Source organism: Limihaloglobus sulfuriphilus (genome assembly GCF_001999965.1).
Lineage (GTDB): Bacteria > Planctomycetota > Phycisphaerae > Sedimentisphaerales > Sedimentisphaeraceae > Limihaloglobus > Limihaloglobus sulfuriphilus.
Genome location: NZ_CP019646.1, coordinates 585872 through 609901, shown reverse-complemented (window position 1 = coordinate 609901; position 24030 = coordinate 585872). Strand labels below are relative to the sequence as shown.

General features: G+C 47.4%; 18 protein-coding genes. 1 reads left to right on the top strand and 17 read right to left on the bottom strand.

Going from position 1 to position 24030, the window contains the following annotated elements:
* Nucleotides 1-32 precede the first annotated feature (32 nt).
* The 17 genes from SMSP2_RS02320 to SMSP2_RS02240 form a co-directional block, all read right to left on the bottom strand.
* Nucleotides 33-3215, bottom strand: a complete 3183-nt coding sequence (locus SMSP2_RS02320) for a hypothetical protein (RefSeq protein WP_146682416.1) — start codon at nucleotides 3213-3215, stop codon at nucleotides 33-35.
* A 46-nt stretch (nucleotides 3216-3261) separates the two neighbouring features.
* The gene (locus SMSP2_RS02315) at nucleotides 3262-7233 is read right to left on the bottom strand and encodes a hypothetical protein (RefSeq protein ID WP_146682415.1); all 3972 of its coding nucleotides are present in this window, start codon (nucleotides 7231-7233) and stop codon (nucleotides 3262-3264) included.
* A gap of 26 nt (nucleotides 7234-7259) precedes the next feature.
* Nucleotides 7260-8150: a hypothetical protein gene (locus tag SMSP2_RS02310; protein WP_146682414.1), complete on the bottom strand. Its 891-nt coding sequence runs from the start codon at nucleotides 8148-8150 to the stop codon at nucleotides 7260-7262.
* 175 nt (nucleotides 8151-8325) lie between these two features.
* Nucleotides 8326-8460: a prepilin-type N-terminal cleavage/methylation domain-containing protein gene (locus SMSP2_RS02305; RefSeq protein ID WP_146682413.1), complete on the bottom strand. Its 135-nt coding sequence runs from the start codon at nucleotides 8458-8460 to the stop codon at nucleotides 8326-8328.
* 203 nt (nucleotides 8461-8663) lie between these two features.
* Nucleotides 8664-9515: a prepilin-type N-terminal cleavage/methylation domain-containing protein gene (locus SMSP2_RS02300; protein WP_146682412.1), complete on the bottom strand. Its 852-nt coding sequence runs from the start codon at nucleotides 9513-9515 to the stop codon at nucleotides 8664-8666.
* A complete protein-coding gene (locus tag SMSP2_RS02295; protein WP_186804808.1) occupies nucleotides 9499-10362 on the bottom strand; it encodes a pilus assembly FimT family protein in 864 nt (287 codons plus the stop codon). The genes SMSP2_RS02300 and SMSP2_RS02295 overlap by 17 nt, the downstream gene beginning before the upstream one ends.
* 131 nt (nucleotides 10363-10493) lie before the next feature.
* A complete protein-coding gene (locus SMSP2_RS02290; RefSeq protein WP_146682410.1) occupies nucleotides 10494-11471 on the bottom strand; it encodes a type II secretion system protein in 978 nt (325 codons plus the stop codon).
* A 40-nt stretch (nucleotides 11472-11511) separates the two neighbouring features.
* A complete protein-coding gene (locus SMSP2_RS02285; protein WP_146682409.1) occupies nucleotides 11512-11916 on the bottom strand; it encodes a HEPN domain-containing protein in 405 nt (134 codons plus the stop codon).
* Nucleotides 11903-12235, bottom strand: coding sequence for a nucleotidyltransferase domain-containing protein (locus SMSP2_RS02280; RefSeq protein ID WP_146682408.1), 333 nt, complete (start codon nucleotides 12233-12235; stop codon nucleotides 11903-11905). Before SMSP2_RS02280 ends, SMSP2_RS02285 begins: the two co-directional genes overlap by 14 nt.
* 53 nt (nucleotides 12236-12288) lie before the next feature.
* Nucleotides 12289-12969 carry a type II secretion system protein gene (locus tag SMSP2_RS02275; RefSeq protein ID WP_146682407.1) on the bottom strand — a complete coding sequence of 227 codons (681 nt, stop codon included), beginning with the start codon at nucleotides 12967-12969 and terminating at the stop codon, nucleotides 12289-12291.
* A 23-nt stretch (nucleotides 12970-12992) separates the two neighbouring features.
* Complete coding sequence (locus tag SMSP2_RS02270; protein WP_146682406.1) at nucleotides 12993-13901, bottom strand: type II secretion system protein; 909 nt, start codon at nucleotides 13899-13901, stop codon at nucleotides 12993-12995.
* Nucleotides 13902-13980: 79 nt separating this feature from the next.
* Nucleotides 13981-15243: a type II secretion system F family protein gene (locus tag SMSP2_RS02265; protein WP_146682405.1), complete on the bottom strand. Its 1263-nt coding sequence runs from the start codon at nucleotides 15241-15243 to the stop codon at nucleotides 13981-13983.
* Between the two features lie 116 nt (nucleotides 15244-15359).
* Nucleotides 15360-17105, bottom strand: a complete 1746-nt coding sequence (locus SMSP2_RS02260) for a GspE/PulE family protein (protein WP_222566388.1) — start codon at nucleotides 17103-17105, stop codon at nucleotides 15360-15362.
* A 207-nt stretch (nucleotides 17106-17312) separates the two neighbouring features.
* The gene (locus tag SMSP2_RS02255; protein ID WP_146682404.1) at nucleotides 17313-18449 is read right to left on the bottom strand and encodes a type IV pilus twitching motility protein PilT; all 1137 of its coding nucleotides are present in this window, start codon (nucleotides 18447-18449) and stop codon (nucleotides 17313-17315) included.
* Nucleotides 18450-18490: 41 nt separating this feature from the next.
* Nucleotides 18491-20194 carry a GspE/PulE family protein gene (locus SMSP2_RS02250; protein WP_146682403.1) on the bottom strand — a complete coding sequence of 568 codons (1704 nt, stop codon included), beginning with the start codon at nucleotides 20192-20194 and terminating at the stop codon, nucleotides 18491-18493.
* A gap of 126 nt (nucleotides 20195-20320) precedes the next feature.
* On the bottom strand, nucleotides 20321-21571 hold the full coding sequence (locus SMSP2_RS02245; RefSeq protein ID WP_146682402.1) for a CinA family nicotinamide mononucleotide deamidase-related protein: 1251 nt from the start codon (nucleotides 21569-21571) through the stop codon (nucleotides 20321-20323).
* The gene (locus SMSP2_RS02240) at nucleotides 21568-22113 is read right to left on the bottom strand and encodes a Fe-S-containing hydro-lyase (RefSeq protein ID WP_146682401.1); all 546 of its coding nucleotides are present in this window, start codon (nucleotides 22111-22113) and stop codon (nucleotides 21568-21570) included. The genes SMSP2_RS02245 and SMSP2_RS02240 overlap by 4 nt, the downstream gene beginning before the upstream one ends.
* Nucleotides 22114-22260: 147 nt before the next feature.
* Here SMSP2_RS02240 and SMSP2_RS02235 point away from each other — a divergent pair, with 147 nt between their 5' ends.
* A complete protein-coding gene (locus SMSP2_RS02235; RefSeq protein ID WP_146682400.1) occupies nucleotides 22261-23997 on the top strand; it encodes a proline--tRNA ligase in 1737 nt (578 codons plus the stop codon).
* The last annotated feature ends 33 nt before the right edge of the window (nucleotides 23998-24030 follow it).

The following is a 24030-nucleotide window of genomic DNA, read 5'->3' as shown; positions in this document are numbered from 1 at the left end:
TGAATCTGTTCCTGTTACATGTAACTCGGCCGTCACAGTTGATAGAAAAGCCATATTTGTGTAAACATGCTCAAATCGGTAAAGTCTATTTTACCGTCGCCGTTAAAATCTGACCTCTCGTTATAATCACCGGAATAATCCGCTGCAAAGACAGCATAATCTCCGTTTCCTATATCGCCGCTGCCGTCAATGTCAAAAGTCTCTATATAACCGTTGTAAAGATGCAGGAAAGACTTCAGGTCTATATTCTCAATTAGGTTATCAGCTTTAAGATCAAACATCTGGAAATGAATCCAGTCATCAACGTTAACTTCACCATCAGAATTGTAATCTGTTTCCGGATCAAATTCACCGGGATAATTGGCATATAAACCATTAAAAACATCGTAATCATCAATGTCAACAACGCCGCTCTGGTTATAGTCTGCGGCAAGATACTCATAATAGCCAAGGTCGATCGTTAGTGTTGATCTGCTTGCCTGTTCTGTTCCGCCGTAGCGGCCGAGATTCACAACTTCGCCGTTGGGCTCTGGCTCTAAAGCATAAAAATCGCTGTAAGGATTATCTTCATTCGGCTCATACGGACTGGTATTTCCTGCGTTTATACAGGGACTGGTAACACCGTCGTTTTCGAAACCTGCACCTGTCCATCGACCCTGGGCTGATTTAAGGTGAAAATCCCTTAATGCTAAATAATCCAGAATCGCCTGGCGGGCTATCTCTATTTCAAGCTCTGTGCCGTTATCTACGGCTTCTTGCAAAGTTTCCAGAAGGCCTTTATATTCTAGCTCAACTACCGGCAGTGCAAACTGCGGATCAGTTGAAAGTACACTGCGGTAACTGACTTCCGTATCCCACGGATGCGCAAAGCTGTATTCATAAACAGGTTCCTCTTCCGTGCCGATATTGACTTGGTTTTTCTGCATACAGCTGTAATGGAGATAAACAGCTGAAAAAGAACTGAGATTTCTCATGCTCAGCTGCCAGCTGTTCATATCGCCGTTTACCATGTTGCCCCAGATAATGCTGTTCATGAGCATGGCAGAGCCGTCCTGGCAGTCAACGCCGCCGCCCTCTGTAACGGCGTTATTGTATGCGATTGTAGTGAAAACCACTTCCAGCCAGCTTTCATATACCGAGCTTATGCCCCCGCCCCAGTTTGCGGTGTTGGCGAAGATCTCGCAATTTTTCACAGTGCTCAGGTTGTCGCGGCGATGCTGATTGGGATTGCCCTCCCAGATAGAAAAGACTCCCCCGCCGCTTGCGATTTCGGCCGTGTTGTTAAAAATGCGGCAGCGTTCAATCGATGCCAGGCAGCTGTTGAGGTATATTCCGCCGCCGGAGCGGTAAGCGTAGTTGCTGTGTATAATACAATCAGCAATATTTGCCTCTCCGCCAAGGCAATAGATGCCGCCGCCGTGCTCACCCATAGACGGCATAAGCCCGCCTAAAACGGAATTGCCGTTTGTAATCGTTAGACCTCTTAGAGTTACATTATCAGAATCTCTCAGATCGAAGACAGGTTTGTTATAATAACCTTCAACAATTGTTTCTTCTGGAAATATTGCATCGGGCTCCGTTTCGTCGTAGCTTCGGATTGTAATATTCTTGTTAACAATAACATGATTTCCATAGAATGTCCCGCCGCGTTCAAGAAGGATCTCTTCTCCGGGTTGAGCGGCATTTACGGCCGACTGAATTTCTGCGTAAGCTGTTTGACCGACGGTTCCGTCAGTTTGCATGATGTATATATTCCCTGTAGATGGAGGCGGGAACTCCTGGCCGAAATTAAACGACATAACAATACCCGGCGAGCTTATGTTTGTAAAGGCCAGATGCGATATTGTGTAATCTGACCACTCGGTACCGGGTATGGTTGTCGGCGTCCAATCTCTGTTATACCAGGGATTCGGTTCATAATAATAGTACGGCGTGATCATTGAGATGTTATTATTTCTGACACGCCAGATTGTCAACCCGCCGCTGCCCGGAATCCGTTCATCCCGGCTGCCCTCCTGTGAAGAACGGTTTTCAAGGAGAAAATATTCCTGCGGCTCGTAAGGCTGACCCTGGTCATCATATCTTTTAACGATATATATCTGGTCCGGTTCACATGTTACTGTTGTGTCTAAGTCGCTATCGGTAAGCTCCTCGGGAATAATCCAACCGGAAAGCACTCTCATACCGGCATTGGGTTTGACAGGATTATAGAAATAAGCCCCGTCGTCCATAAGGCAGTACTCACCGCCGACACTCTGTCTCCAGCCCAGGCCGGTCAGAGCGGTTGAATAGGCGAAATTGCCCAGGCCGAATGTGTAATCTGTATCCAGTAATGTGTAATAAACGCCCTCTTGGGGTGAAAAATCAGTCTTGGGGAGGATATCGCTCAAATTGCCGGTCGAGCCGGCGTAAACAAGGATAACCGTATCGTAATCAGACGGTGTTACCGAGGCCGAGGCGATTATTTCCTCAAACAGGACATCAGCGCCGTCTTTGCCGGCTTCCGGGTTATCTTCTGAATATGTTTCATAATAGGCCTGCTCGTTCTGCGACATGTAATACCCGGAAACAGTGAAATTTAAATCCAGATTACCAAGGGAAACATCGCTGAAATAATCCCTCACCGAACCGTTCATATCCAGGCCTTCATAGCCCTGAAGGTTGCAAAAATCGGCAACTTCAACGGCATTTGGAGCATAACCGGAGTATTCCGGCAGATCGGGGTTTCCATCAATGTCGTCCTGGAAATACACTAAAAGCACCAGTCCGGTCTTTACTCCCAGCGCATCATAAAAATAGCCTTCCTCGGCCGGCTCGGCTGTTTTTAACATTGAGCTTTGTGTTGTATCAGAATCATCAAAAAGGGCTTCGATGGCTTCATTACGAATGGAATCCCGGGCCTCTTTTGAAAGCAGGGCCTTTGAGCCCGCAGAAGAAGACTTCATACCCCAATAGCCTGCCGGAACACCTGTGGATACGATGCGGCTGCCGTCGTCAGCGATTACTCCGTAACAGTAAAAGCCGCTCTGGGGGTCTTTTACAATGGAAGTTCCATCAGCCAGACGTATATCCATATAGAATTGATCCCCGCTGATGAACGCCTTGATCGCCGTGCCGTCGGGCTGAACGAGCTGAACAGGACGGTTATCAAACAACCTGCCAAAAGCCGGCAGGCTGCATAACAATAGTAAAAGTACAAAAAGCTGTTTTTTCATAATTAGTGCCTCGTAATATCCGGCATTAAACATTATTTAAATCAAATCAGGGCATTCCGGTATCAGTTATGGTTTTCATGCCCACTATCTTTACTTTTCCTACCGTCTTTTTGTTCTGTTCGACTCCACCGTCATTGTCATAATTCGGGTGGACATTCCCCCTGTCAAGGATGGCGATGACTCTTTTTTGAGGGCCGTTAACTCCAACTCTCACAAGGATATAAGCGGTAAATACATCACTTCTCACAGTGGCGTTATTGCTAAGGCGGGTAAATATCAGATCTTTTTCCTCGAAATCGTCAATCGCGTCATCACCGTTGCCTCCATAGCTGTAAATATCCGGGAATCCGTCAATGTCTTTGTTGTTTTGCCCCAGCTTGTCTATTCGGTAATCGTCATTGCTGGTGTTCAGGACAAGGTTGAGCTCGCCTATCGAAGCAAAACCCGGCATCCCCCTGACATCATCGCTGTCAATCTCGTTTCCAAGCTCACTGCCGATAACCTGCCAGCGATCGTCATATTCGGGGCTCTCGTCCACCTGAATCATGTCTCTGTAAGCGGTAATGGCATGGGCGAGGGCAAATTCTTCTTTTGTGACATCATCAGAGACTTCATCGGGGTTATCTTTGTCGGCTTTTACCCAGGGCAGCTGGGCTATGACAAACCAGGGAGCGGTGTTGATGTTTATCCTGCCGGGAATTTTCCATTCTACGCCGGGCCGCTGCACCTCTAAATCAGCAACATCCCTGTCGGGGTTATCATCAATGCCGTCATCAAACCATTCTTCATCAACAATACCGTCGCCATCGTTGTCGATGTAGTCGTTTTCGGGATCAAAAACAGTTAGATAATTAAAAATATTAGCATATCTTGGGTCACTCAGATCCAGGCGGACTTCCGATTCCTCAATAGAGAAATCCGTCAAACCGGTGGGACTGACATACTTGAGCCTGTCCATGACCGTATAATCATCAAAATAGGTGATGGCTTCTTCGCTGTCCGGATCCTCATAACTATAATAATACTGCCACTTTATAAAATCATCGCAGTCATAGGTAGGTTCCTGCGGATTTTCAGGGTCAGTGCCGCCAAGCGCATCCATAAGCTCTGAGTAGTTCAGCTCATTATCGATATAGTTTGTAAACTCACTGTCGAGCCTGTCCATAATCGGCTCTACATCCTGCCACTCCCTGGGACCGACTGCCCAGATACGCGAGATTTCACCAACGTTGTTGAAATGAAGAATCGTTCTGCCCTCTATTCGCCTGTCGTTTTCCTCGGGCCGGTCGGAGAGAGTAGAATGGAAGTACTGAATCTGGTCTTCGTACCTGGCAAACGGCATTGAGAGATCAGTCTCCGGTGTTTCTCGCACAAGAATCTCATTCTCACCCGGCGTATCATCTCCGCCGGAGGGGTTTTCCGTTCCGAGCCTTAAGTCTTCGGACTTTGACGGATCACCAATGTAGGCCATTTCCTGCCATGCGCAGAACCACCACGCATCATTTTTGTAAATGTGTGAACTGTCAGAGCCCATCACATTTCTGCGGTAATATTTGATTTGAACCTCATCACTTGTCCAGTCCCATTCCACCATGCGGGGCTGTATGGGCTGACGGTCGGTAAATGCCCTGCGATAATCGGTGTAAATATTTTCAACTCTGCGGCTTATCAGCACCTCGCCGGGGATGCGAACACGCGAATCAACCATTCGCCTGCCGCTCTGGCCCGTGTGGCGGTCTTCTATAGAAAGGCTGTAACTGAGCTTTAGGTTTGCCCACTGGACAACAACCGTATCCGCGTTGTTCTCAATGTAGGGTGCCCAGAAATTAGCACTGTCGCAGACGATAATAAAACCGCGGGCGGGTATTTCAACTATGCCGCTGCTGCCCCTGTCAATGAAATACCTCCAGGTATCACGTCTGTCGGGAGACCAGGTCATTCTGTCGCGTGTCTCAATGGCAAAATCATCCACCCTGCGAAGCTGAATCGGCGAATCAAAGGGGTTGTATATCTCAACCGCATAATGTGATACAGGCTCCTGTTCGCTGTAGTCAACGGGGTTTTCCGGGTCTTCTGAAAGAAGCGGCTCATAAGCTATCGCTATGCCGCTGATTACCGGCTGTGTCTCTACGCCATATACATAGGTATCTGTACCGGTTATAACATTTGTCGGATCATCGTCGCTGGAATCAAGCCAGACATCAGGATTAAGATGATTATACCTTGGGTCTGAAAACTTAGCGTTCTCGATTCGGAGGTCAAGACATGTAATATCCGTATCGAGGTCACGCATATCAACTATGTTTACAGCAAGCTGGCCGAGCCTGATAAGCTCGTCTTCATCAAGATCTTCGCTTGAATTTCCGCTCTGGCCCTCAACTTCGCCCATGCCCTCGCACCTTGCTTTAACAAGCGTATAGTAGAGGACTTCGGCAGTTCTCTGGCTGTAATTCTCCGGCACGCCGTCCCGCCGGTCGAGCAGCCTGGCCTCGGCTGTAGGATCAATATTAAGGGCAAACTGCTTTGTACCGTCTGGTGCGATAGTCCTGTCAAAACTGTAGGCCGTGAGCAGATGTTTGATATCAGATGATTTAAAAATTTCTTCCTGACTGCCGCTGCCCTCTACCTCTACCTGTGTTGTCGGATCAAGATATCGGTCGTCAACGGCAAGACGGTTTATCCAGTATTCAAGTTTGCCGTCGGCTGTGGCATACGGCCGGCTTCTGGGCAGAAGCATATAATCGTCTCGGTCTGAATCTATATCACGCATCGGCCAGAGATGTTTGACGCGGGACCACTCCGGGGAGTCAATGCAGAACCTGTGCCGCAGCGACAATTCGTCGGAAACATCAAACGGTTTGAAAAAACTGAAGTAATCATCCAGATCCGCCGCCGAGTTGTTATCTCTAATCTTTACGCCTTCACGGCCGTAATATTCCTGTCCGCCTCCCAGTATGTAAGCCTCATCCGGACTGAGCATTGAAGCGGTTTTTTCCAGCTGCCAGATGTAATACTGGTTCAGAGCAATAAATGACTCTGGATCTTCATACCAGTCGTCATTGCCGCTGTCGGGCTGAGTCCGCCCTCTTATAGAGTATTCTTCGCCGATTGTTCCTTCTTTAATGCCATCAAAGAGATAAAACAACCCGCTGTCCTGCGGCCTTTGCGTGTTGCTGAACGGCTCATTAACAGTCTTTAGAAGTATGCCCGAGAGGTCAGTATGCAGAAGCGAGGAGCCGTCTATGAGCTTTTTATTTTCGGGCTCTGTATCACTCTCCATGTCAAGGAAAGCAGCGGTATTTAAATTCAGCATACCGCAGTTGTCAATGACCCTGACCGCGGCGAAAACCTGCTCGCCCTTAGCCGTTGTAACATCTTCAAGCTCAATCCATTTGGAATCTGCTATGCCGTCGCCGTCAGCGTCCGCGAGCTGTTCCATGAGCTCACCGTCTTCATTGAAATAAAGCTGTGGGTATTCGGGGATATATTTTGCCGCGGCGTTGTATCTGTAGGCATTGTCAGCGCTGTCAGGGTCGAATTCACCAGGCATAACATTTACGTTTTTGATAGGGTCATAATTTGATTTTCCGTAATTATTTGTCAGATATCCCGTCACATCGCTTATCTGCTGCCAGATACAGTTTTCCAGCTGTTCTGTCGCGGATTCTGAATTGGTTATAGCCCCCTGATTATCCTGGGGCAGGTACGGCTCAATATTGGCAAGCCATCGGTCATTGTCGCCGGGGTAATCGTAGTATTCAGAGTCATCAACGCCGGGGACATCTTCACTCAGCTCTCTTGATATGTGGCCTATAACCGTATTGACGGCATTGTCAAGCTCGGCTGAAACGGTTTGAGAAGAGCTTGCCGATTCATTAACCCTGGCAACCATTACAAATATCATGCCGACGATGGCAAGCAGCGTCGTCATTACTACAGCAAGGATCAATGCCGAACCTCTTCTGTTATTACGCAAGTTATTAGCCCTTCTATATGTTATCTGTGTACTGTTCTTCATAGTAAATACCTCAAATAGAACAGCGGTTATTCATCGAGATAGACAATATGCGTGAAGGTTTTTCCCTCAGGTATAATGCCTCTGGAATCATAAATTGTAAACGTAAATTTCAGTGCCCTTCCAAGGCCCGGTATATTGTTGAAGTTACCCATGACAAGCGATTCAGGGTCGAGCTGCTCCTGGGGGACATTATCCATCTGCAGACCTACTGCGGGGTATATTATCCCGGGGAGTTTGGAGTAATCCAGCTGTGAGGGGCCGGAGGTTTCAAAATCGCTGTCTGAAAAATCGCCGTCTCCGTCAGGGTCAATCTCGGGAACCCACCGCCACACACTTGGGCTGCCGGTCTGGTCGTAGTACCAGCCCTGTATTTTGAACTGGCCTATGCCGCGGCAAAGCAGGTTGTGCAGTGTTTCGGGCCTGCTGTTATCCAGCAGCAGACCGGTTTCATTTGTGCCGGGCGTTACCGTACTGTTTGGGAGTCCCTGGATATCGATCTCAACATCAGCCAGAACCGCCCAGATATCCCGTTTGTCGGAGTCCGGAATCCGCATCCACTGGGCCGGGCCGATTTCATCGTATTCTTTTTCCTCGTTATGCCTCTTAAACTCGGCGGCGTTAAATGTGTACCCGCTGGTTTCGAAGTCGTAGGGGCTTATTTCGCCGTCTCCCCCGTCGGCATCAACCTCACCCGCATCAAAATTGGTTACAACGTGCATATTCCGATAGAGCATACGCTTTTCGGGAGTCTGGTTTTGTATCTTGACAACCTGAGTGCCGTCCTGTGAATCCGCCAGACCGTAAGTAATTCTGGCAAGATTACTCTTTATGGTTCCGGTATAATCGTTGTCCTCGTGGTCAGAATAGCCGTAACTGTTGAATGTCTCGAAACTGCCCTGCGAGTAGAACATCATCATGTCAAATCTGGGCAGCCTGCCGTTTTCCTCTGTATCGCCCGCACGCCAGATGGCGAATATTTCGGCATCCTTGCGGAGACCTTTGAGATCGCGGTCGAGCTGTGATGTTATGATGTTGAGTTTACCGGAAATCTCTGCCGCAGCGTCAGATAAGCGGTGAGCTTCAACAGCGGTTTTAAAAAACCAGTGCCGAAATTCCCAGCATAATCACAACAAGGGCCAGCGCCACAAGCAGCTCAACAAGCGTGAAAGCATAAAGCCTGCGTTTATCACTGTCGTTTATAGCCTGTATGTTTTTAAAATTCTGCATTGTATTATCTTTTGCCGGCTCAAATTTTCTCTTAATCTAATTTGACAGGATTAACAAGATTAACAGGATAATGTTAAGAGTGAAAATTGAAGAGCTAAGAATTATGGAATCCGTCACTCATCACTCTTAGTTATTAACTATCGACTATTTATAATCTTGTAAATCTTGTTAATCATGTCTATTTAATTCTTAATTCTTAATTCTTAATTCTCAACGCTCATAACCCGCTGGAACACACCTATACAGTTGGTTCCCGAGGCTCCCACCGGCGGCGGTACTATCCAGACATCTGCCGGCAGGTCAGAATTGGTGCTGCTCTGATCGGGGTCGCCGTACCGCTCTACCCAGCCGCGGTCAATGCGGAAAACGGCATCGTTGTTTTCAACGCGTTTTTCCATGACACGGTATATCCTGCCGGTCTTGCTGTCTATAATCGGCGAGTCTTCTGTTATCAGCCAATGATCTCCGCCATACTCAAGCCAGCTTTCAATGTCAACCATTCCGGGGTCAGTGACACTTACCTCAATCAGCTCAAGCTCATCATCTGTGCCGGTTTCAGTATAAAATTCAGACTGCATGTCCTGACGGTAAAAAACCAGAACGGTAACCTGGAAGATGCCGGTCTGGGGGTTGACAGGCCTGATAAGAGCCGACCAGAAGTAACGTGATGACTCCGGCTGGTCACTCGCATCCGCAGCACGCAGCGGGGTAGATGGGTAATAAAAGTCCCAGTCTCTTATATTGACACCGCCGCCTGCAGCATTGTCAAAAAGCTCTGTTTTTTCTGTATCATCGTTGGCATCTATGAAGCTCTCCACGTTTACAATATGCAGCCGCACCTTGGCAAACGCCTCGGAGGCGACAACAGATGCCATATTCTGCTTAACCGTCTCTGCCGTAAGCTGTATTCCCAGGGGGAAAAGCGTAAGCACGAGCATCATGCCTACGGTGAGTATCCCCGCGGCGACAAGCACCTCAGTAAGGGAAAAGCCGCTGTAACGCGTTCGGTATGCGGCGGGCACAGGGCCCGTGCTTTTGTCAGCTTTCTGGATCAATCAGCTCTCCCGAATAAGTGTTTATATTAAAGGGTTTTACGAACACCAGGAAATCGCTCCAGCGGTAACCGGGATCGACATTCTCAAAGTCCTCGCGGCTGAAGAGCATCAATGCGTCCACCGCGGCTTCCTGTTCGAGTCCGTCTATCGGGTCAACCGCTCCTGAATTGGCGTTATCCTGAAAGAACTGTCCTGCCTGGTAGAATTTGTCTTGCGAAGTTACATTTCTAAACGAATTAAACACAGCATCGTACGAGATAGAGCTGCCGCCTTCGTTATCAGGGTTAGCGGCGTTATCTCTGTTGCGGACCAGCACCTGCGGTTTTATAAGCCTGCCGGAAGGGGAAAATACGACCGAAAAGGTAAGGGCATCTCTGAGCTCTTCTTCGGTGTCGATACTTGAATCTGAACTGACAGGACCGCCGTAGCTTCCGGTCTCTGTTGACATTACCATAACAGAGCCGGAGAGTTTTATAGGTTTCTTGCCATCGACTGCGTGGAAAGAATCCATATCATAGCTTGAAGCATTGTTCAAATCGGATTTTATGATAAATATCATATACTGATCTGCCTTGCCGAACCCCTGAGGGTCATATTCACGCTGAAAACGCACGCCTGCACAGCGGCCTTCTCTGGCGGCTATGGCACGGGCGTTGGACAGTGCCGCGGCGATCTGGAACTGGGTCTGGCCGCCGGATTCATACGAATCAAGAAACGAATGGATGCTGAACAGCCCTAAGCTGCCCACGATTACAATGATCGAGAGAGCCACAAGGTTTTCAACCAGCGTAAAACCGCTCTTGCCGGCGTGTTCTTCATGATTCAATTGTTTGGTTTTATTTTTCACAGTATCAATGGATTCTGTCGAATTCCAATTTCTGGTTTTAAAAAATATTGGACAGGATTAACAAGATTTACAGGATTATATTTAATTGCTTTTTCTTGCTAATTCGTAATTCGTAATTCGTAATTATTACACTATTCTTTATCAAAGTTGAACATATCGTCTTCCGTGCCGAACAAGCCGTCCGGGCCGGCACTCATAAGTATATAAGAGTTCGGATTATAGGGAACATCCCGGGCAGATGTGCTCATTTTATCGTTTACTATAAAAGTGTTGAATTTGGTTGCCGCCGCAGTTCCCGCCAGGTCATAGGTGTCCGCGCTTGACCAGTAATTGTCGCTTTCATCCTGGCTGATACTCCACGGTATATCTGCAATCAAGACACTTTCGTTGTCTTCGTAACAGTAGATGCTTTCTCTCTGAGTAAAATCACCCCTCTGAAACTGGTTCTGGAGTATTTTTGTTGTATCCGCGCGGAAATATAGCACGGGCATACCAGCCTTGGCGGTTTTGTATTCACCGGTTCTGTCCTGGACAGCCTCTGAGATGTGGATATTTTTTTTCATAAAAGTGTCTGTTATAAGTACAGTTTCATCGCCGAGCGGCCTTCTGGTGTTTCCGTAGAGGTCTTCAACGGTATATATGCCCAGCTTGTCAGGTTCTACATAGGGGCCTTTGCGTTCGGCGAGCCTTTCTGCAATCTCATTTTGGTTTGGATCCTCATCCGGCGCAAAATAGAGGTACTCGTTGCTGCCTACCACGCCGTCACCGTCAACATCTCCCCTGCCGTCCAGGCGGAAACGGGTGTACTTGCTGACACCGAGTGTATCGTGGCCGACCATCGCTTCTGCCAGTATCTGGGCGCCGGTATATTCATCGCCATTAACATCAAAGGGATATGAATCGGGGTACTGACCGAAATCGTTTCTGAACATCTCCAGCCCTGTGCCGATGGCAGTGAACTGAGATTTCTGGCGAATTTCTCTGGCTAATTGGCGTGCCCCGCTCAAAGCCGGTATGAGCACGCCGACCAGAATTGCGATAATAACAACAGCGGTCATTATCTCAACCAGCGTAAAACCGTTATTTCTGTACTTTACATATCGTTTCATTTTATATTTTCCTCTGGTCTTTAAATTGCAGAATTCATTATTAAAAGAACTCGGGTAGTTCACCCTCAATCCAGTTAAATATCTCTGTTATGGCCATCTCAGCCTCTAAAGCATCTTCTCTGCCTGGAACGCTGATATCTCCCGGATACCTGGCAGCAACGGAATAGGGTTCAAGTATATCAAAATAAATGAACATCCTTTCAATCCCGCTCTCGCCTTTAAATCTGGCAAGAGAGCCGGAAAGCATTGTAAGGTTGTGAGTAAAAGGAAACTCACACTCTATATTTGTCATGTAACCCTTGAGCAGTTTTTCCGCCGCCTGCTGGCAATGAAAACATACCACATCATAGGGAACTTCACCTTCAGCTTTTAGTATTATCTCAACGGCCTTCATATCATTTGCCGCTTTGTCGAACCACTTTTTTGCTGCTTCAAAGGTTTCCATACAGTATCTTTCCGTCTTTGGAAGCCCGATAGGCAATTGATGTTTTATCTGCTTTCAATTTCCGATATTCCTGCGGAGTATAAACAAGCAGATCTACCGGAAATGAAAAGTCCCGTAAGATGTTGCAAAGGCTTCTGGTTCTCCTGAAATACGGCAAATCTGTCTTTGCGATGACGAGTATATCTACATCACTGTATTTACCCCAATCACCACGCGCATGAGAACCAAAAAGCACAACTGCCTGAGCGTTTGACGCCTGGCCAACTCTGCCGGCAACTTCCTGGATCTCGTTAAATTTTGCTTGTATTTCAGTTCCCATTATTGCTTATCACATATTCACTTTTTATTCTCTGTGATCTCCATAATAAATTTTTATTTATAAATGTCGTCATCAGTGTCAAACTCGCCGTCCGGCCCTGCAGATCGCAGCAGCGGAAAGCTCATTCTGCCGTCATACCAGTAATCCAGCGGCTTGCCCCAGCCGTCCGTTATCAAATAGATTGCCGCCGGCTCTTCGTCGATATCAGGCTCGATTATCTCGCCGCCAAAACTGCGTTCAATACATTTGGACGGCAGCGTTTCAAGTATTTCCCTGCACTCGGGAACCAGCCACAACTGAAGGCAGAGCATAACATTTATGAACTCATCCGAGCCGTCAAGAATAGACGCGGGGAAATACTCTATTTTTATGCCGAGAATGTCCTCGCAGTCTTGCAGATTTAAAACATTAGTTACATCGTCATCCTCATTCCAACGCTGAGGGTCAGTATCAGCAGCTTCGACATGGTCGCGGCAGTCGAACGGGAAGCGATGCTTTGAATAGAAATCTATATATTCCTGTTGATCGGCCGGCGAATATAGGCGTTTGCCGGTTTCAAAATACTTCTCAAGAGCCGAATCCAGCACTGCCAGCGTCATATCCGTAGTCTTTTCCGCGTTGCTGTCGCCCAGCTTATCCGCCACAGGCATAAACAGAACAGCGGCAATGACGATAATTGCCATCGCGACAAAAACCTCGACGAGGGAAAAAGCTGTTTTGCAGTGCGTGTTCATGAAAGTATAAACCTGAGCGAATATTATTCGTTGCCGAAGTTCCAGATGTCATCGGCAGTTCCAAACTGCAGATCATAGCCGGCAGAGAGCAGGATATAAGTATCTCTATTATAAGGCATCCCGTCTTCCAGAGTAGTAATCTGCGGATTCCATATAGCCTCGTAGAAGTTTTCCGGAGTCTCAAACGGGTGAACGCCCGTCAACTGAGGATCTTTAACCGTGCCGCAGTAGAAGAACGCTTCATTGTCATAGTAGTTGTAAACCCAGCCGTCCCGCATGGCTTCCTGATTATCACCCGGAGCTTCGTCGTATATAAACTCGCTGCCGCTTCTGTTTGCCTTAAAATACAGGATAGGCGAACCGGATTTGACAGTGGTTTTCACATTACCGGTATTAGGATCGAGTATCTGGATTTTCTTCCTGCGGAAAGCGTCCGAGAGCAGCGGCGAGGGGTTGTCGCCGTCATATCCGTCCGCATACAAATCACCGGTCATATTATCGTAAAGATACGATGCGTCAAAAGCGCCCACGTTTTCCAGATTCAGATAGGGGCCTTTCCTCCGCTGGCGACTTCGGTCAGAATCAAGAGTGTCCTGCCAGGTATTAACATCCCAGGAAAGCATCGGGTCATAACCCTGAAGGTCGCGGCCGACAAGGGCCTCGGTCAACCTGTGAGCGCCTGTAACGATGCCACCGTTTCCTACGGTAACATCATCTTTACTGGTGGACGAGGGATATTCCTCCTCATCGCTGTGGAAAATCTCAATCGCCACATCAATAGCATGGAACTGAGCCTTTTGTTTTGTTTCCAGGGCAACACGCCGCACTTCCTGCAATGCCGGCACAAGCAATCCCATAAGGATGGCTATTACTGACATCACAGTCAGCAGCTCAACAATTGTAAAACCTTTTGTCTGATTGAACTTGTTCATTGAAATATCCTTTCAACTTTTATGATAACAGTCGTTTATATTTTTGAATTCTTAATTCCTAATTCTTAATTCTTAATTTTTACATAAGACTTGTGATGATCGTAACCATCGGCAGGAACATTGCCAGTACGATAACACCAACAATGCCGCCGAGCACAATAATCATAACCGGCTCAAGCAGCGACATAAGCGAACCAACAAGAACATCAACCTGTTCATCATAGTTGTCCGCGATTTTATACATCATTTTATCAATTTCACCGGTCTCCTCGCCAACGTCAATCATGTTAACCACAAGCGTATCAACTGTTTTTGACTGTTTCAAAGGATTTGCAAACGTGTCGCCCTGGCGGATAGCCATGTGCACCCTGTCAAGCATACGGGCATAGACCTCATTACCTGAAGTATCCCTTGTAATATTGATAGCTTCCAGAATCGGCACGCCGGCACTGATAAGGGTTCCAAGCGTTCTTGTCCAGCGGGCAACCGCGACCAGATAAGTAAGTTTGCCGATAATGGGCATCTTGAGCTTAATGCGGTCAAAGAGATATCTCATGAATTTGAACCGCCTTAAGAATTTTAAGGTGAAAACAAGCACAAACGGTGCAACAAGAATTACTACAGCACCGCCGCCGGGGAAACCAAACCCGTTAAGTATCCAGTCACTGAAGCTCATCAACGCAAGGGTAAGCCCGGGAAGACGCGCTCCGCCGTCGGTCATGTCTGTCAAAACCTCGGCAAAAGTCGGGATGATAAAAATCATAAGACCAAGCAGGATCACCATCGCGGCGAATAAAACCACCGCAGGGTAAATCATAGCACCCTTGATACGCGCTTTGAGCTTTTCAGCTTTCTCCATGAAGTCGGCAACACGGTTAAGAATAATGTCGAGAACACCGCCGACCTCGCCGGCGGCAACCATGTTGCTAAAGAGGTTGTCAAAACACCTTGGATAACGGGCCATCGCCTCAGAAAGCGTAGAACCGGCCTCAATGTCCTCGGCAACATATCCGAGTATATTGCGGAATTTGCCCTTTTTCTGCTGTTCCTGAAGGATTCTCAAAGAACGCAGAACGGAAAGTCCCGCATCCTGGAGAATACTCAGCTGGCGGGCGAACTGGGTTACGACTTTGATCTTCACCTTCCTGTTAGCACCCGGGCGAGACCTGCGTGTACCGGTAGATACAGCGACCTTTTTGCTGCCGCCCTTGGCCTTTACCGCTGTCGGGAAGTAGCCCTGGTTTCTGATCTTACTGCTGGCTTCCTTGCTCGTAAGGGCTTCAATCTCACCCTTAACCGGCTTGCCGTTAGCATCTAATGCATCATATTGAAAAACTGGCATAATAGAATCTCCTTAACGAGTTTCTTAGAACACGTTAAAAGTGCCCTTTATTGGCTGAATAACCAGCCCTGAGGCTGTATTTGTAAGCTGTTAATATTGTTTTCAAACATCGCTTCTTAAGTTTCTTCTGAAATGGTCTCTTTCAAGACCTCATCAATCGTTGTTATTCCATTAAAAATTGCGTCAAGGCCATTTTCACGCAGCTGAACCATCCCGTTTTTCTTTGCCTCCTGGCGCAGGACGTTAGTCGAAGCGTCATCCATTATCAGCTCACGCATGTCATCGGTAAGAACCATAATCTCAAATATTCCGACTCGCCCCCTGTAGCCGGTGTTGTTGCACATGTCGCAGCCTTTTCCATAATAAAACGTCTTACCCTGAATATCTTCGGGAGTCAGACCCAGTTCAGCAAGCTGTTTTTCATCCGGTTCGTACTCTCTTTTACAGTTGCTGCATATCTTTCTGACAAGCCTCTGTGCCACTACCCCCTCAACAGTTGCTGTTACAAGGAATTTCTCCAGCCCCAAATCAAGCAGACGGGCAATAACACTCGGGGCATCATTCGTATGGAGCGTACTGAGTACCAGGTGGCCTGTAAGTGCAGCCTCTACAGATATCTGTGCAGTCTGGAAGTCACGAATCTCACCTACAAGAATGATATCCGGGTCCTGACGAAGGATAGAACGAAGACACGCCGCGAAACTGAGACCGATATCATCACGGATCTGCACCTGGTGTACACCCTGAATGTCATACTCAACAGGGTCTTCGGTGGTGATCAGTTTACGGTCGATAGTATTGAGCTCGTGAAGGGCAGAGTAAAGTGTCGTCGTCTTGCCGCAGCCTGTTGGGCCGGTAACCAGTACGATGCCGTTAGGTCTGTGGATAAGCTGGCTGATATGCTCACGATTGTCGGAGCTGAGTCCGAGCTGGTCGAGGTTCAGGTCAACCTGACTCCGGTCAAGAATACGAAGTACCACACTCTCGCCGAACATAGTGGGCAAAATACTTACACGCAAATCAACCTGGTTGCCGTTTACAACGAGCGGGATTCGCCCGTCCTGCGGCAATCGTCTCTCGGCGATATTGAGCTCTGCCATAACTTTAATACGTGAACTCAGCGCCACTGCAATATGCTTGGGCGGGGGAACCATATTATATAAGACACCGTCAATACGGTACCTTAGCTGATAACTTTCCTCGAACGGTTCAAAATGGATATCAGCGGCTTTGTCGCGTATCGCCTGCAGCAATACGAGGTTGAGCAGTTTCTTAACTGGGTTGGATTCGGCAAGTTCGCGGATTTCATCAAGGTCGATACTTTGATCACGCCCTTCCATACCGGCAAGAAAACTGTCCGCAGATGCCTCTCCAATAATGTCATTGATATTATCTTCATTACCGGAGTAATAGCGTTCAAAAGCCTGCTCTAGAGCCGAAGTTGTTGTCACGATTGCAGTTACATTATAATCCATTAAAGTCGCCAGATCATCTGTCGCCTGAAAGTTATTTGGGTTGTCAATCGCAATGGTGATCTTCTGTGTCGCAGGGTCATAATCAATGGGCACTACGCGAAAAGTACGCGCCATTTGAGAAGGAATCGCGGAAATAACATCTGAGGGTATATCCATTCCTGTAATGTCTGTAAAATCCATCCCTCTTTGAGCCGCTAAGGCTTTCCTGAGATCAGCGTCGCTTATAAGGCCCAACTCAAGAAAGATTTCACCTATCCTTTTGCCTTCCTGATTCTGCTGAACTTCAAGGCAATGCTGTACCTTCTGACGGGTTAAAAGCCCCATCTTTATAAGTATCCGGCCTACCTGTCGGCCTCTTAATTGTGATAGTGACGGCATTTTGCTCATCGCTGACTCCGTAATGTGATTTGTCGATTACGATTATTATTTATATAGTAGTGATATAAACTATTTGTTCAAATAATTTTACATGTTAGACACATGGTTTTCAAGACTGATACACGGCTTATATATTAACCATATTACCAATAAAGACTTACCTTTTAAGATTTGCAGCAAAACTTGATACAAAGCAAATGAAAGCCAAAGACAAAATCACTCAAGATCAAGTCCCTGCATCTCTCCAAGAACAGGTCCAATGTCGGCAAGATCCGGATCGTTGGGGAATTCAGATTTCACTTTGGCGAGCATGTCCGCTGGGTTTCGTGCCTTGTCGAGTACTTCCAGAACAGAAATTTTCTGTGCCTGATAAAGCTCATAGAGGTGGTCGTCAAGAAGTCTCATGCCAAGGTTACGGCTTGTCTGGATAGTTGACTCAATACGGTATGTTTTGTTCTCTCGAATAAGGTTAGATATAGCGGAGGTAACAATCATAAACTCATAGGCTGCAACACGGCCCTTTCCGGCCTTAAGCGGGCAAAGTGTCTGGCTCAATACGGCTATTAGGTTTGTACTGAGCTGGATACGTATCATCTCCTGCTGGTTGGCGGGGAACGCGTCAATAATACGGTTTACAGTACCCTGACAGCCTGTTGTATGCAGCGTTCCAAATACTAAGTGGCCGGTTTCCGCGGCACTTATGGCCGCTTCCATCGTTTCCAGGTCACGAAGCTCACCAACGAGAATTACATCAGGGTCCTGACGCAGGGAACGCCTGAGTGCCTCGGAGAAGGTTGGAACGTCAAGACCAACCTCACGCTGGTTTATAACTGAACGTTTATGGTCGTGGTAGTACTCAATCGGCTCTTCGACAGTGATAATATGCCTATCTACTGTTTCATTAATATAGTTAATCATACTGGCAAGCGTAGTCGTTTTACCAGAACCGGTCGGCCCTGTAACAAGAAAAAGCCCGCGGGGACGCCGGCAAAGCCCGGCGATCGGCTTTGGCAGTCCGATAGTATCAAAACTAAGGAACTTAGAGGGAATCAGCCTCAATACCATTGACACAAAGCCCTTTTGCCTGAAAACAGCCACACGGAAACGGCCGTAATCGCCAAAGGCAAAACCGAAGTCTGTAGTACCGCCCTCCTGGAGCTCCTGCTGGTTCTTCTCGGGGGTTATACTTTTCATAAGTGCCACAGTATCATCAGCATCAAGCACTTTTGTCTCGAGAGACTTCAAACTGCCGCCGATACGAATAACCGGCGGTCTGCCGACAACAATGTGGATATCCGAACCGCCCATTCGAATACAGGCGTCAAGCAATCTGTCAATTTGAATTGTAGCCATTTTGTATAATTCCTATTATATATATTATAGATTATAATGTATTAAAACTGAACTTCTTCAATCTGAGCTACTCTGGCAACTTCTTCAGGTGTTGTGAACCCCCTGAAGACTTTATCCCTGCCGTCGTCAACAAGTCCCCGCATTCCGCTGGCAAGCGCGGCCTTGCGTATTCTCTGGGTAGGTTCTCTGTTGAAAGATAGCTCTCTGAGTTTGTTGTTCATCTCCATAAGCTCAAAAATTGCCATACGGCCTTTATAGCCGGTACCGTTGCAGCGTGAGCAGCCGGCGCCTCTGTAAATGGTATGCTTCTCCATATCCTGCTCGGTTATACCAACCAGATTGAGAAATCTTTTATCCGGATTTTCATAAACCTCCTTGCACTCGCTGCATATACGCCTAACGAGACGCTGAGCCATAACGGCCTGAATCGAGCTGGCAACGAGGAAGGGCTTAACACCCATATCAATAAGACGGGCTATGGCACTTGGGGCGTCATTGGTATGAAGCGTGCTGAAAACCAGGTGCCCTGTCAGAGCCGCCTGTATAGCAATATCAGCTACCTCACCATCACGAATTTCACCAACCAGTATGATATTGGGAGCCTGACGCAGCATTGAACGAAGAATCTTTGAAAAAGTAAAATCGATCTCAGAATTTACCTGGCACTGGTTAATACCGGGTACCATATACTCCACAGGATCCTCGGCAGTGATTATTTTCTTATCGGGCCTGTTAAGCTCCTTAAGCGCGGAATAAAGTGTAGTTGTTTTACCGGAACCCGTTGGGCCTGTAACAAGAAAGATGCCGTTGGGCCTCTTGATAATATGCTGGAAACGGTCAAACAGCTCGCCCTCGAAACCCAGAGCCTGGATACCAATATTGACATTATCAGGCCGCAATATACGAAGTACGATACTCGGGCCGTGATAACCGGGGAGACATGAAACACGGAAGTCAATATCCATTCCTTTTACAGTTCTTTTGATACGTCCATCCTGGGGCACCCTGCGTTCGGCAATATCCATTCCAGATAGAATTTTCATGCGCGCTATCAGCGGAGACTGCATATTTTTGGGGATTGAATCCCGTTCTAAGCAGACACCGTCAATCCTGTAGCGGAGCCTGACCCGATCGCTCATTGCTTCAATATGAATATCACTGGCACCCATATTAACCGCTTCATCGATAATGAGATTAGTAAGCCGTATAACAGGGCCGTCGTCCTCAATCTCACCCTCAGCGACCTTTTCGAGCTCTTTTTCGATCGCCTTTCCTTCTTCCTGGAGCTCTTCGGTAGTCTGGTCAATACTGCCTCTTACAGCATCTGTCAGCTTTGAAATATGATTGGATATTTTCGCCGGAGCTGCCAGATAACATTCAAGGTCCTTGCCGAGACGAAAACGGATCAAATCCTGAGTATCAAGATCAAGAGGATTGTTTATAATAAGTTTGAGTTTTCCCGCTTCTTCACCAAATGGGATCACCTGATGCCTTTGAAGAATATCATCGGGCAGAAGTTTGGCATACTTGTCGGGTATTTTAATATCATCAATATCAACATAACGCATTCCAAACTGTTTGGCTAAGGCCCTTGCCACATCATCCTCGCTGACAACACCCATAGCAACAAGAACTTCACCGGTTAGGCTGTGTTCATCGCGAGCCTTTTTGACAGCTTTTGCAAGATTGTTTTTATCTACAAGACCGCGTTTATATAGTATTTCGCCTATTCTTCGTCTGGCCATAATATCCTTAATAATTAGTGATTAGCATGTTAAGAATTGTCATTCTATCAATATTATAGTGAATGTCCATAGAACGGAATAAGATTTTTCATAACAAAATTGTATATCAGGTAAACAAATTTAATTTCACCGCTGATTCAAAACGTGAAGATAATCATTTAAGAGCATCAACAGAACACTTTGAGCGGTTCTGTTTCTGCAAACTTCTCTTCCCTGCGGATAGAACAGTTTCTTTACGGAGCATTTAGTTTTATAAGCCATTGCCGCATAAACAGTTCCCACAGGCTTAACATCAGTGCCCCCTGCCGGTCCGGCTATGCCTGTAACCGCGGCTGCAACGGAGGCCCTGCTGTTTTTCAGCGCCCCGAGTGCCATCTGCTTTGCGGTTTCAGAGCTCACGGCACCATATCTCTCTAATATTGAAGAGCTTACACCCAACTCTTCTATTTTTGATTCGTTGCTGTACGTTACCCATGCCCTGTCAAGAATGGAGCTTGAACCAGGAACATCAGTTATCATTTTTGCGATAAGCCCGCCGGTACACGATTCTGCCAACGAGAGCATTTCGCCGCGGCGAGACAATTCTCTGATAAGCACCTCCACCGGACCGTCCTGGGATTCTGAAAAAATCCACGGTTTCAAAATCTGCCGTATTTCCTTCGCTTCTTTTTCTGCCTGCTCATCAGCCTCTTTCTTTGAGCCGGCAGTTGCTTGTATGTATAGTGTTATTATTCCGTCACTTACGGTACAGTTTATTAAGGGCATCCTGTCTCGCAGCATCTTGTCGCCAAGCATTTCCGCCATGACGGATTCTCCGATTCCCATGCACTTAACAAGCCGTGTTACGGTATGGCCTGTGAGTTTTTTTGATATTATTGCTTCCATGTAACCTGTGAACATATTATACATTTCCGCGGGAACCCCCGGCATAGAGGCAACCAAAGTGCCAGATATTTCCGCCAGAACCCCGGGGGCGGTACCAACAGGATTAGGTATAGCCGCGGAACCAGCAGGGAGATACGCCTGGCACCGGTTTTTTTCAGACATAACCAGCCCGCGTTGGTCAAAATACGCCTTTATAACATTGTAAAGCTCCTGATTGAATTCTAAATCGACACCTGCCGCCGCGGCTACGGCCTCCCGTGTTATATCATCATCAGTAGGCCCCAGCCCCCCTGTTATTAACAGAAAATCCACGCTGCCGCAAACATTTATGATCAGATCTCTTACGGTATCGAGCTCATCGGGGCAGGTATATGCTCCCCGTACAATAACCCCCATCGCGGCGAGCTTTCCGCTTAGCCATTTCTGGTTAGTATCGAGGCATCGCCCGTTGAGCAACTCATTTCCTACGCTTATTACTGCCGCGGTGTTCATTGTGGCTCCCCAAAGTATGGCTCAGGGTAAACATTTTGGCCATAACAGTCGTAAGCGACAACTGCCGGAAAAGATTCCACATATATTTTTCGTATAGCCTCAGTACCTAAATCATCGTAAGCAATTACTTCACATGATTTTATACACTGCCCAAGCAAGGCTCCGGCACCTCCGTAGGCGGAAAAATGCACGGCGGTGTTTTTCTGGAGAGAATCAATGACTTCCTGACTGCGGTAGCCTTTGCCTATTGTCCCGGCAAGCCCCTTTTCGAGCAGTTCGGGTGTAAAAGCATCCATTCTGGAAGAAGTCGTCGGGCCCGCGGCACCGATAACAGCCTCCGGCCTCGACGGAGTCGGCCCTACATAGTAAATCAGCTGACCTTCCAGCTCAAACGGCAGAGGCTCTTTGGCGGCAAGGCATTCATGCAGCCGCTTGTGTGCCTGGTCTCTTGCCGTATAAACTGTACCCGTAAGAAGAACTTCGTCTCCGGCGTGCAGCTGTCTTATAATATCTTTTGATAATGGTAAAGTAACATTCAGCATTGTTGAAATCCAAAAACTTTTTACGCTCTATCCGGGTATTATTGTAATAACCTTAAGCCTAATTGTCTTGCAAAAATTTGATAATACATTATAAACTCTCTCTTAGAATTCAGAATATTTAACTTATACTAAATTTAAGGATTTGCAATGAGATACAGCAAAGCTTTTATGCCAACAGTAAAAGAAGTTCCTTCAGATGCTGAGGTGGCAAGCCATAAACTCATGATACGTGCGGGACTTATGAGGCGCCTTTCCAGCGGGACATACACTTATCTGCCCGCGGGCTGGAAAATACTTCAAAAGATTATGAATATCGTCCGCGAAGAGATGAACCGCTGCGGGGCACAGGAAATACTGCTTCCAAGCGTTCAGCCGATGGAACTCTGGCAGCAGAGCGGCCGCGACGTTGACTACGGGGAAACCATGTGCAGGTTTAAAGACCGCCACGGCCGCTGGAATGTTCTGGCTCCTACGGCAGAAGAGGTTGTAACCAATCTGGTTGCAGGAGAGCTTAATTCTTATAAACAGCTTCCCTTTAACATTTATCAGATCAGCTTCAAGTTCCGTGATGAATTCCGGCCTCGGTTTGGCGTACTCCGCTCACGTGAATTTATAATGAAAGACGCCTACAGTTTCCATGACACGCCGGAATCACTCGATGAAGGCTATCAGATTATGTATGAGGCTTACAAGCGTGTATTTATCCGCTGCGGTGTGCCGTTTGTAATTGTCCTGGCAGAATCTGGCGAAATGGGCGGCAGCGGTTCGCACCAGTTTACGGTTCCTTGTGAATCGGGCGAAGACCTTATCGTCCACACAGAAGACGGAGATTTTGCCGCAAATATCGAAAAGGCCCCGGTTGACCCAATAAAAGCAGAGCCTTCCGGCGAACCGGTTGAACAAATACAGGAGGTTCACACCCCCGGCGTTGGAACGATCGCTGATGTATGCGATTTTCTTAAAACAAGCCCGGAAAAGATGATAAAAACACTTATCTACACAACCGCTGAGGGAAAATCCGCTGCTGTGCTTTTACGCGGCGACCATGAGGCAAATGAAGAAAAAATCACTCAGCAGCTTGGCGGCATTCAAAACGAGCTTGCCCAGCCGGAAAAAATAAAGGAAATAACCGGCGCTGATGTCGGCTTTGCAGGCCCGGCAGGGATTGAAGATAAAGTCGATATCATGATCATCGACCAGGCGGTCAGCGTGATGGCTGCGGGCATTACCGGTGCCAACAAAACAGACTACCACTTAAAGAATGTAGTTCCAGGCAGGGACTTTCCGCTGAAAGGCGAGAAAATTGCCGTTACCGACGTTCGCAATGCTGTTGAAGGCGACACCTGGCAGGGGAAAAAACTGCTCTTCAAACGCGGCATCGAGGTCGGACAGGTATTCAAGCTGGGCAGTAAGTACTGCCGCAAACTAGGCTGCAATTTCCTTGATGTTAACGGCAAGGAGCAGACGCCGCTGATGGGCTGTTACGGTATCGGCATAAACCGGATACTTGCTTCAGCAATTGAAACGGGCAACGATGATAACGGCATAATATGGCCTGTTTCAATCGCGCCGTACGAAGTTATTATCGTTCCAGTCGGCAAAGAAGAAGAAAATGCCGCCTCGGAAGACATTTATAATAAATTAACCCAAGCGGGCATTGACTGCCTTCTGGACGACAGAAACGCCCGCGGGGGCGTGAAGTTCAATGACGCAGACCTGCTGGGTATTCCGTTGAGGATTACCGTCGGCCGCAAATCCCTCGCTGAAAACAAGGTTGAGGTCAAACTCCGCAGAGAGAGCGATGCGGTCAAGGTAGAAGTTTCCGAAATTATTGAATATACAGTAAAGGCAATAGATTCATTAAAGTCTGAGCTGAGCGTTTAGTTTTTAAATTCCTGGACACATCTTAAAAGGTGT

Bases quoted from the DNA above. Each gene is read 5' to 3' on its own strand.
- SMSP2_RS02285 (WP_146682409.1), bottom strand. From the start codon at position 11,916: ATGGAAACCTTTGAAGCAGCAAAAAAGTGGTTCGACAAAGCGGCAAAT.
- SMSP2_RS02320 (WP_146682416.1), bottom strand. From the start codon at position 3,215: ATGAAAAAACAGCTTTTTGTACTTTTACTATTGTTATGCAGCCTGCCG.
- SMSP2_RS02255 (WP_146682404.1), bottom strand. From the start codon at position 18,449: ATGGCTACAATTCAAATTGACAGATTGCTTGACGCCTGTATTCGAATG.
- SMSP2_RS02250 (WP_146682403.1), bottom strand. From the start codon at position 20,194: ATGGCCAGACGAAGAATAGGCGAAATACTATATAAACGCGGTCTTGTA.
- SMSP2_RS02270 (WP_146682406.1), bottom strand. From the start codon at position 13,901: ATGAACAAGTTCAATCAGACAAAAGGTTTTACAATTGTTGAGCTGCTG.
- SMSP2_RS02305 (WP_146682413.1), bottom strand. From the start codon at position 8,460: ATGCAGAATTTTAAAAACATACAGGCTATAAACGACAGTGATAAACGC.
- SMSP2_RS02310 (WP_146682414.1), bottom strand. From the start codon at position 8,150: ATGATGATGTTCTACTCGCAGGGCAGTTTCGAGACATTCAACAGTTAC.
- SMSP2_RS02240 (WP_146682401.1), bottom strand. From the start codon at position 22,113: ATGCTGAATGTTACTTTACCATTATCAAAAGATATTATAAGACAGCTG.
- SMSP2_RS02260 (WP_222566388.1), bottom strand. From the start codon at position 17,105: ATGAGCAAAATGCCGTCACTATCACAATTAAGAGGCCGACAGGTAGGC.
- SMSP2_RS02290 (WP_146682410.1), bottom strand. From the start codon at position 11,471: ATGAAACGATATGTAAAGTACAGAAATAACGGTTTTACGCTGGTTGAG.
- SMSP2_RS02280 (WP_146682408.1), bottom strand. From the start codon at position 12,235: ATGGGAACTGAAATACAAGCAAAATTTAACGAGATCCAGGAAGTTGCC.
- SMSP2_RS02245 (WP_146682402.1), bottom strand. From the start codon at position 21,571: ATGAACACCGCGGCAGTAATAAGCGTAGGAAATGAGTTGCTCAACGGG.
- SMSP2_RS02315 (WP_146682415.1), bottom strand. From the start codon at position 7,233: ATGAAGAACAGTACACAGATAACATATAGAAGGGCTAATAACTTGCGT.
- SMSP2_RS02235 (WP_146682400.1), top strand. From the start codon at position 22,261: ATGAGATACAGCAAAGCTTTTATGCCAACAGTAAAAGAAGTTCCTTCA.
- SMSP2_RS02275 (WP_146682407.1), bottom strand. From the start codon at position 12,969: ATGAACACGCACTGCAAAACAGCTTTTTCCCTCGTCGAGGTTTTTGTC.
- SMSP2_RS02265 (WP_146682405.1), bottom strand. From the start codon at position 15,243: ATGCCAGTTTTTCAATATGATGCATTAGATGCTAACGGCAAGCCGGTT.